Source organism: Pseudomonas sp. P7758 (genome assembly GCF_013386485.1).
Lineage (GTDB): Bacteria > Pseudomonadota > Gammaproteobacteria > Pseudomonadales > Pseudomonadaceae > Aquipseudomonas.
The window spans coordinates 19,589-27,896 of record NZ_JACARS010000108.1 but is presented as its reverse complement, the minus strand read 5'-3'; the positions used below and the strand labels follow the sequence as shown (position 1 = coordinate 27,896).

Annotated in this window: 7 protein-coding genes; 3 read left to right on the top strand and 4 right to left on the bottom strand. The window is 63.7% G+C overall.

Annotated features, from left to right (window positions below; all coding sequences use genetic code 11):
• Positions 1 to 91: 91 nt before the first annotated feature.
• Positions 92 to 1,333: an MFS transporter gene (locus tag HX873_RS22600; RefSeq protein ID WP_063026986.1), complete on the top strand. Its 1,242-nt coding sequence runs from the start codon at positions 92 to 94 to the stop codon at positions 1,331 to 1,333.
• Here the strand turns inward: HX873_RS22600 and HX873_RS22595 are convergent.
• From HX873_RS22595 to HX873_RS22580, 4 genes are all read right to left on the bottom strand, one after another.
• The gene (locus HX873_RS22595; RefSeq protein ID WP_008436635.1) at positions 1,330 to 3,513 is read right to left on the bottom strand and encodes a xanthine dehydrogenase family protein molybdopterin-binding subunit; all 2,184 of its coding nucleotides are present in this window, start codon (positions 3,511 to 3,513) and stop codon (positions 1,330 to 1,332) included. The two genes, HX873_RS22600 and HX873_RS22595, sit on opposite strands and share 4 nt — an antisense overlap.
• Positions 3,510 to 4,499, bottom strand: coding sequence for a xanthine dehydrogenase family protein subunit M (locus HX873_RS22590; RefSeq protein ID WP_177123228.1), 990 nt, complete (start codon positions 4,497 to 4,499; stop codon positions 3,510 to 3,512). Before HX873_RS22590 ends, HX873_RS22595 begins: the two co-directional genes overlap by 4 nt.
• Positions 4,496 to 5,020: a (2Fe-2S)-binding protein gene (locus HX873_RS22585; protein WP_256344191.1), complete on the bottom strand. Its 525-nt coding sequence runs from the start codon at positions 5,018 to 5,020 to the stop codon at positions 4,496 to 4,498. Before HX873_RS22585 ends, HX873_RS22590 begins: the two co-directional genes overlap by 4 nt.
• Before the next feature lie 106 nt (positions 5,021 to 5,126).
• Positions 5,127 to 5,579, bottom strand: coding sequence for a DUF4879 domain-containing protein (locus HX873_RS22580; protein ID WP_177123227.1), 453 nt, complete (start codon positions 5,577 to 5,579; stop codon positions 5,127 to 5,129).
• Positions 5,580 to 5,779: 200 nt separating this feature from the next.
• On the opposite strand from HX873_RS22580, the gene HX873_RS22575 reads away from it, so the two are divergent.
• Positions 5,780 to 7,075, top strand: coding sequence for an NCS2 family permease (locus HX873_RS22575; protein ID WP_003215557.1), 1,296 nt, complete (start codon positions 5,780 to 5,782; stop codon positions 7,073 to 7,075).
• Positions 7,072 to 8,151: a tRNA (uridine(54)-C5)-methyltransferase TrmA gene (gene trmA, locus HX873_RS22570; protein WP_102605483.1), complete on the top strand. Its 1,080-nt coding sequence runs from the start codon at positions 7,072 to 7,074 to the stop codon at positions 8,149 to 8,151. The genes HX873_RS22575 and trmA overlap by 4 nt, the downstream gene beginning before the upstream one ends.
• Positions 8,152 to 8,308: the final 157 nt, after the last annotated feature.

The window sequence follows — 8,308 nt, the reverse complement described above, 5'->3', positions numbered from 1 at the left end:
GCCCATATCCCCCGCCCAACCCTCCTACGCAACTATTGGTTACAAGTTGGTGATAACCTCACCGTTCCCCCCACCCAGACCCGTCTCCCCGATGCCCAGTGAACCCGCGCTGCTGTTACGTCACCACCGCCCTTTCATCGCGTTCTGGCTGGCGCGGATCTTCACCGCCAGCGGTTTCCAGATGCTCACCGTGGCCATCGGCTGGAACCTCTACCAACTGACCGGCAACGTGCTGGACCTGGGTTTGGTCGGCCTGGTGGAGTTCGTACCGCGGGTACTGTTCATGCTGCACACCGGCCATGTGGCCGATCGCTATGAACGGCGCAAGGTCGCAGCCATCTGCCAGACCGTTCAAGCGCTGATCGCGCTATCCCTGGCAATCGGCGGGCTGACCGGCAATGTCACCCGCGAGATGATTTTTATCCTGGCATTCCTGCTGGGCGCAGCCCGCTCGTTTGAAATGCCCACCACCCAGGCCCTGCTGCCGAGCATCGTGCCCACTGCACTGTTTCCCCGCGCCGTGGCGTCGTCGCAGTCGGCGCAGCAATTGGCCACCATCGTGGCGCCGGCGCTGGGCGGTCTGCTGTACGCCTTTGGCAGTGTCTGGGTCTACGGCCCCACGGTGGTGCTGTACCTGATCGCCTGCGTGCTGACCCTCAACCTGCCCGCGCGCCAGACGCCGCTGAACAAGGCCAAGGCGACCATGGATTCGTTGCTGGCCGGGATTCGTTTTATCCGCAGTCGGCCGGACATCCTCGGCGCGATTTCCCTGGACCTGTTCGCCGTATTGCTGGGCGGCGCCACGGCCTTGCTGCCGGTGTTCGCCAAGGACATTTTGCTGACCGGGCCGTGGGGCCTTGGGCTGCTGCGCTCGGCGCCAGCGGTCGGGGCGTTGTTGATGTCGTTGTGGCTGGCGCGGTTTGCCGTCGACCGGCATGTGGGGCGGATCATGTTTACGGCGGTCGGGGTGTTTGGCGTAGCCACCATCGCGTTCGGCCTGTCGACCTCGTTCTGGTTCTCCCTGGCGGTACTGGTGGTATTGGGCGCAGCGGACATGATCAGCATGGTGATCCGCGCCTCGTTCGTGCAACTGGAAACCCCGGACGAAATGCGCGGCCGGGTGAGCGCGGTCAACGGGCTGTTTATCGGCGCGTCGAATCAGTTGGGCGAGTTCGAGTCCGGGATCACCGCCCACTGGTTCGGCACCGTGCCCGCCGTGGTCATGGGCGGCATCGGCACGCTGGTGGTGACCGGGGTCTGGATCAAACTGTTCCCGACCCTGGCCAACCGCGACCGCATGCATGTGCCGGTGGAAGAGCCCGCCAAGGTTTAGAAGACCTTGTCGAGGGTGACGGGAAAGTCCCGCACCCGCTTGCCGGTGGCGTGATACACCGCGTTGGCCACCGCCGCCGCCACCCCGACTATCCCGATCTCGCCGACGCCCTTGGACCCAAGGGCGTTGACGATCTCGTCGTGTTCTTCGACAAACAGCACATCAATCTCGCCGATATCCGCGTTTACCGGAATGTGGTATTCGGCCAGGCTGTGGTTCATGGAGCGACCCAATGCGTGATCGACCTGGGTCTCCTCATGCAACGCCATGCCGATGCCCCAGACCACACCGCCGAGAATCTGGCTACGGGCCATCTTCGGATTGACCACCCGCCCGGCCGCAATCGCACTGACCACCCGGCTGACCTTGATGGTGCCCAGGTCCTCATCCACCCGCACTTCGACAAACACCGCCGAATGCGTGGCAGAGGCATAGCCTTCGCGCTGTTTGCCCGGCTCGCAATCCACCTGCACTTCCAGCGCCTGCTCGCCGCTGTCTTGCACCAATTGCGCCAGGGAGATGCGCTGGTCACCGGCGTGCATCTGGCCGTTCTCAAACCGCGCCGACTCAGCGTCTTTGAACGCCGGGTACGTCTTGCGCGCAATGTCCAACAGCTTGGCGTTCAACGCTTCACAGGCCTGTTGCACCGCGCTGCCCACCGACGACACGGTAAACGAGCCGCCCTGCAACGGCGCCGTCGGCAGCGATGAATCCCCCAGCAGGAACGTCACATCGCCTACCGGCACGCCGCTGGCCTGGGCGGCGATCTGCGCCATGACCGTGTAAGTGCCGGTGCCGATATCGGTGGTGGCACTGCTGACCGTGAGCTTGCCCAGGTGGTCGATCCGCGCCTTGGCGCTGGCTTTCATTTGCAGGGCCTCCCACACCCCGCCGGCCATGCCCCAACCGATAAGTTGGCGACCATCGCGCATGCTTCGCGGCTCCGGGTTGCGCTGGCTCCAGCCAAAACGCTCGGCACCTTCGCTGTAGCATTCGCGCAACGCTTTGCTGGACCAGGGCTTGTCTTCGTTCTGATTGCGCTCGGCATAGTTGATCAGCCGCAATTGCACCGGGTCGATGCCCAGGGCGCAGGCCAGTTCATCCATGGCGCATTCCAGGCCGATCACCCCCAGCGCTGCGCCGGGGGCGCGCATGTCCAGCGGTGTGAACACGTCCAGCGGCACCAGCTTGTAGGTCAGCAGCACGTTATCGCAGTGATAGAGCATGCCGCTCCATTCCACCACGTGTTCGCTGAAGTCCTCGAAGCGCGAGGTCTGGCCGATGGCGGTGTGGCCCAGGGCAAGCAAGCGGCCATTGGCGGCAGCACCCAGTTGCAGGCGCTGCAAGGTGCGCGGGCGATAACCGAAGGTGAACATCTGCTGGCGCGTGAGGGTGACGCGCACCGAACGCTTCAGGGCCAGCGATGCCATCACTGCCAGCGGCAACTGGTACTGCGGGCGCAGACCGGAACCAAAGGCGCCGCCGACGAACGCGGCGAAGATCCGCACCTGGCTTTTATCCAGGCCGAAGACTTTCTGCACATAGGCCTGGCAGTTCTGCGGGCCCTGGGTCTTGTCGTGGATATGCAGGGTGCCGTCCGGCTGATACAGCACGGTACTGGCGTGGGGTTCCATGGGGTTATGGTGTTCGATGGGCGTGCTGTAGTGCAGGTCCAGGCTCGTGGCGGCGCCGGTCCATTCGGCCTGGAAGTTGCCGCGCGGCTTGGGCGGTGTTTGCGGCGACGGGTGCGCCTGCTCCTGCAAGGCCAGCAGATCGGTCTCGGCAGGCTCGGCGGCGTATTCGATCTGCACCAGGGAACCGGCGTGGCGCGCCAGCTCCAGGTTGTCGGCAATCACCAATGCCAACGGCTGGCCGCTGTAGAGCACGCGGTCGTTGTACAGCGGGCGAAACGGCGAGCCGTCGGCAGCATCGGCATCGGCGTAGCTGTCGTCGTAGCTGGCCAGTTTCGGGCGGTTGAGGTGATCAAGCACCATCACCACACCGGGCAGCGCCAGGGCTTGGGACGCATCAATGCGGATGACCCGGCCCTTGGCGATGTTGCTCGACACCACGCTGCCGTGCAGCAAGCCATCCTCGGGAAACTCACCGGCATAGCGCGCTTGCCCGGTGACCTTGAGCAGACCGTCGACCCGGTCCAACGGTTTGCCGATTGCGCTCATGACGTGGCTCCTGCAACAGCGGCATCGCTCAGGGCGCGAATGATCGCGCGGCGTGCCAGTTTGATCTTGAAGCCGTTGTGCTCCAGCGGCTCGGCGTCCAGCAGCAGGGTTTCGGCGGCAGTGCTGAAGGTTTCGCGGCTGACGGACTGGCCGATCAGCGCGGCTTCCACCGCGCGATCACGCCATGGCTTGTGGGCGACGCCGCCCAGGGCCAGGCGGGCGTCGACGATCACATCACCATCCAGCTCAAGCGCCGCCGCGACGGATACCAGGGCGAAGGCGTAGGAAGCCCGGTCACGGATTTTCAGATAGTGACTGTGGGCAGCCAGGTGGTCGGCAGGCAACTCGATGGTGGTGATCAGTTCGTCGTCGGCCAACTGGTTATCCCGCTGGGGTGCATCGCCCGGCAGCCGGTGAAAGTCGGCGAACTCGATGACCCGCGCACCACCCCGGCCCTGCACATGCACCCGCGCATCCAGGGCGGCCAGGGCCACGCACATGTCCGAAGGATGGGTGGCGACGCACTGGTCGCTGGCGCCGAGGATCGCGTGGATGCGGTTCAAACCGACCCGCGCCGGGCAGCCACTGCCGGGCTCGCGTTTATTGCAGGGCACGGCGGCGTCATAGAAGTAGTAGCAACGGGTGCGTTGCAGCAGGTTGCCGCCGGTACTGGCCATATTGCGCAATTGCGGCGAGGCGCCGGCGAGGATGGCCTGGGACAGCAGCGGGTAACGTTCCTCGATCAGCGGGTGCCAGGCCAGGTCGGCGTTGCTCACCAGGGCACCGATCATCAAGCCGCCCCCGGGAGTTTCTTCCACGTCGCGAAGTGGCAGCCCGGTGATATCAATCAGGTGCTCCGGGCGGCTGATGTTCTCTTTCATCAGGTCCAGCAGGTTGGTGCCACCGGCGATAAACCGCGACGCCGGGCTGACCAGGTGCACCGCCTCCTGCACGTCGGCCGGCTTGCTGTAATGGAAGGGATTCATTGCTCACCTCCCTGCACGCGGCACGCCGGCAAGGCTTCTTCGATGGCATCGCGGATGTTGTTGTAGGCGCCGCAGCGGCACAGGTTGCCGCTCATCAGTTCCTGGATTTGCGCGGTGTCGTGGGCACGGCCTTCACGGGCCAGGCCCACCGCCGAGCAGATTTGCCCCGGCGTGCAGTAGCCACACTGGAAGGCATCGTGCTTGATAAAGGCCTGTTGCATCGGGTGCAGGTCTTCGCCCGAGGCCAGGCCTTCGATGGTGGTCAACTCGGCACCGTCGCACATCACCGCCAGGGTCAGGCAGGCGTTCACCCGCTTACCATTGAGCAACACGGTGCAGGCGCCGCACTGGCCGTGGTCGCAGCCCTTCTTGGTGCCCGTCAGGTCCAGTTGCTCGCGCAGCAGGTCCAGCAGGGTGGTCCAGGGCAATACATCCAGTTGGATGGGGTCCCGATTGAGGGTCAGGCGTATCGGATGACTGACGAACGGCTTGGCCGCCGCGCCATTGGGGGTTGCGCTCATAAACACCTCACGGATTGGTGTGCAATCGCGGCGTTCTGGGAAGTCGCCGTCTTAGCGGTACGACTTCCCGGGGTTATGAGCGTTCAAGGCAATTGATGGGTGGCGATCAGCGAATGCTGAGGGTGGTAACCAGTTGGTTGCGCGGCGGGTTGATCGAGGTGTTGCTGTACTGGAACGTGCCGCCGGCTTCGACATTATCCAGCTGGAACGTATAGATGTAGCCCATCAACGTTCCCGCGCCGCTGCATGGCTGGCTGATGGAACCCACCTGGCAGACGGCGGTGGTGCTGATACGGGGCACCGACGCGCCGTCGAAAAATGCCTGTGGGCTGTTGCCCAGGCCGACTTCCATCACGTACACCAGTGTCTGCCCCCGGTGCGTGCACATCTGGGTGCTGTCGGCCCGCTCGGGAATGGTTTCAGTGCACTTGGCCGACTGAACCTTGAATACCCGCACCTCGCTCAACGCCGGTGCAGGCGCGCCCCACGCCGGTGCCGCACCGAGCCACAGGCCGATGCAACCGAACAGAGCTAGACTCCAGGCGCTGGCTTTTTTCATGCTGTCGATGACCCTGTAATAAACGTCGGCGCAGTATGCCTCAAGGCCATGATCAAGCCTATGCGCCACTGGCCCTCGGCTGCTGGTATGATGCGCCGCTTTTTCCGATCCTCTCTGGAACCACAGGCGCTTGGCGCAGTTTGTGCTTTGACTTAGAGGTCAACAAATAACGACGCAAGATAGCGTCACAGGGAGCAGGCATGCTGGAAAAGCTGTTTCAACTCAAGGCACACAACACGAATGTGCGCACCGAGATTCTCGCGGGCGTCACCACCTTCCTGGCCATGGCCTACATCCTGTTCGTCAACCCGAGCATTCTCGGCGAGACCGGCATGGACAAGGGCGCGGTCTTTGTTGCGACCTGCCTGGCGGCGGCCATCGGTTCCACCGTGATGGGCCTGATCGCCAACTACCCGATTGCCCTGGCACCGGGCATGGGCCTCAACGCATTCTTCACCTACACCGTGGTCCTGCACATGGGCCACACCTGGCAAGTGGCGCTGGGTGCGGTGTTCATCTCGGCGGTGCTGTTCTTCCTGCTGTCGATCTTCCGCATCCGCGAATGGATCATCAACAGCATCCCGCTGCCCCTGCGCTCGGCGATTGCGGCGGGTATCGGCCTGTTCCTGGCGCTGATCGCCCTGCACAACGCCGGCATCGTGGTCAGCAACCCGGCCACCATGGTGGGCCTGGGCGACCTGAAACAACCCGCGCCGATCCTCGCCACCCTCGGCTTCGCGCTGATCGTTGCGCTGGAAGCCCTGAAAGTGCGCGGCGCGGTATTGATCGGCATCCTGGTGGTGACCATCGCCTCCATCGTGCTGGGCTTCACCCCGTTCGGCGGCGTGATGTCGATGCCACCTTCGCTGGCCCCGACCTTCCTGCAACTGGACATCAAGGGCGCCCTGGACATCGGCCTGGTGAGCGTGATTTTCGCGTTCCTGTTCGTCGACCTGTTCGACAACTCCGGCACCCTGATCGGCGTCGCCAAGCGCGCGGGTCTCATGGGCAAGGACGGCCACATGCCGAAAATGGGCCGTGCGCTGATCGCTGACAGTACGGCGGCCATGGCCGGCTCGCTGCTGGGCACCTCGACCACCACCAGCTACATCGAATCGGCGGCGGGCGTGAGCGCCGGTGGCCGTACCGGTTTGACCGCTGTCGTGGTCGCGATCCTGTTCCTGCTGGCGCTGTTCTTCTCGCCACTGGCGGCCAGCGTTCCGGCCTTCGCCACCGCACCGGCGCTGCTGTTCGTCGCCGTGCTGATGACCTCGGGCCTGGCCGAAATCGACTGGGACGACATCACCGTCGCCGCACCGGTGGTGATCACCGCCCTGGCGATGCCATTCACTTATTCCATCGCCAACGGCATTGCCTTCGGTTTCATCGCCTGGACCGCCATCAAGCTGCTTTCGGGCCGCTACCGTGAGCTGAACCCGGCGCTGGTGATCCTGTCGATTCTGTTTGTGATCAAGCTGGGCTGGTTCAACGCATGACTTTTGACGCCGCAAGCTACACCGTTCAACTGGAAGAAAAGGTCACGCGCCTGCGTGACCTGCTGGCGCCGTTCGACGCGCCAGAGCCTCAGGTTTTCGACTCGCCGTTGCAGAACTTCCGCCTGCGGGCGGAGTTCCGCCTGTGGCGCGAAGAGGGTCAGCGCCACTACGCAATGTTCTCCCAGGAGGACAAGCGCACACCGATCCTCATTGAAGAGTTTCCGATTGCCAGCCTGCGCATCAACCAGTTGATGCCGCAACTCAAGGCCGCCTGGCAAGCCAGCGCCGCCCTGAGCCACAAGCTGTTCCAGGTGGAGTTCCTCACCACTCTGGCCGGCGACGCGATGATTACCCTGTGCTATCACCGCCCGCTGGATGAGCATTGGCATACGGCGGCGAACAAGCTGGCGGCGGACCTGAACGTCAGCATCATCGGCCGCTCCAAGGGCAAGCGCGATGTGATCGGCCGCGATTACGTGGTCGAGAAACTCGACGTCGGCGGTCGCACCTTCAGCTATCGCCAGCCTGAAGGCGCGTTCACCCAGCCCAACGGCACGGTGAACCAGAAGATGCTCAACTGGGCATTCGAAGCCCTGGGCGATCGCAGTGACGACTTGCTGGAGCTGTACTGCGGCAACGGCAACTTCACCCTGCCCCTGGCCACTCGCGTGCGCAAAGTGCTGGCCACCGAGATCAGCAAGACTTCGGTGAACGCGGCACTGAGCAACCTCGATGAAAACGCGGTGGATAACGTCACCCTGGTGCGTTTGTCTGCCGAAGAGCTGACCGAGGCCTTGAATGAAGTGCGGCCGTTCCGCCGCCTGCACGGCATCGACCTCAAGAGCTACGAGTTTGGCAGCGTGTTCGTCGACCCGCCGCGTGCCGGCATGGACCCGGACACCTGCGAGCTGACCCGGCGCTTCGAGAACATCCTGTACATCTCCTGCAACCCGGAGACGTTGGCGGCGAACATTGCGCAACTGCATGACACGCACCGGATTACCCAGTGCGCCATGTTTGACCAGTTCCCGTGGACGCACCACATGGAATCGGGTGTGTTGCTGACCCGGCGTTAAATCCCCAGCATTGCAAAAATCAAAATGTGGGAGCCGTCGAGCTTTAGCGAGGCCGCGATGGCGGTGGGTCAGACAGAAAAATGTCATCAGCCCCGCCGCCATCGCAGCCTCGCCAAGGCTCGACAGCTCCCACAGTGGATCGGTGTGTTAGCCGATA

Coding starts and splice junctions, on each gene's coding strand:
- HX873_RS22600 (WP_063026986.1), top strand. CDS start 92: ATGCCCAGTGAACCCGCGCTGCTGTTACGTCACCACCGCCCTTTCATC.
- HX873_RS22595 (WP_008436635.1), bottom strand. CDS start 3,513: ATGAGCGCAATCGGCAAACCGTTGGACCGGGTCGACGGTCTGCTCAAG.
- HX873_RS22590 (WP_177123228.1), bottom strand. CDS start 4,499: ATGAATCCCTTCCATTACAGCAAGCCGGCCGACGTGCAGGAGGCGGTG.
- HX873_RS22585 (WP_256344191.1), bottom strand. CDS start 5,020: ATGAGCGCAACCCCCAATGGCGCGGCGGCCAAGCCGTTCGTCAGTCAT.
- HX873_RS22580 (WP_177123227.1), bottom strand. CDS start 5,579: ATGAAAAAAGCCAGCGCCTGGAGTCTAGCTCTGTTCGGTTGCATCGGC.
- HX873_RS22575 (WP_003215557.1), top strand. CDS start 5,780: ATGCTGGAAAAGCTGTTTCAACTCAAGGCACACAACACGAATGTGCGC.
- trmA (WP_102605483.1), top strand. CDS start 7,072: ATGACTTTTGACGCCGCAAGCTACACCGTTCAACTGGAAGAAAAGGTC.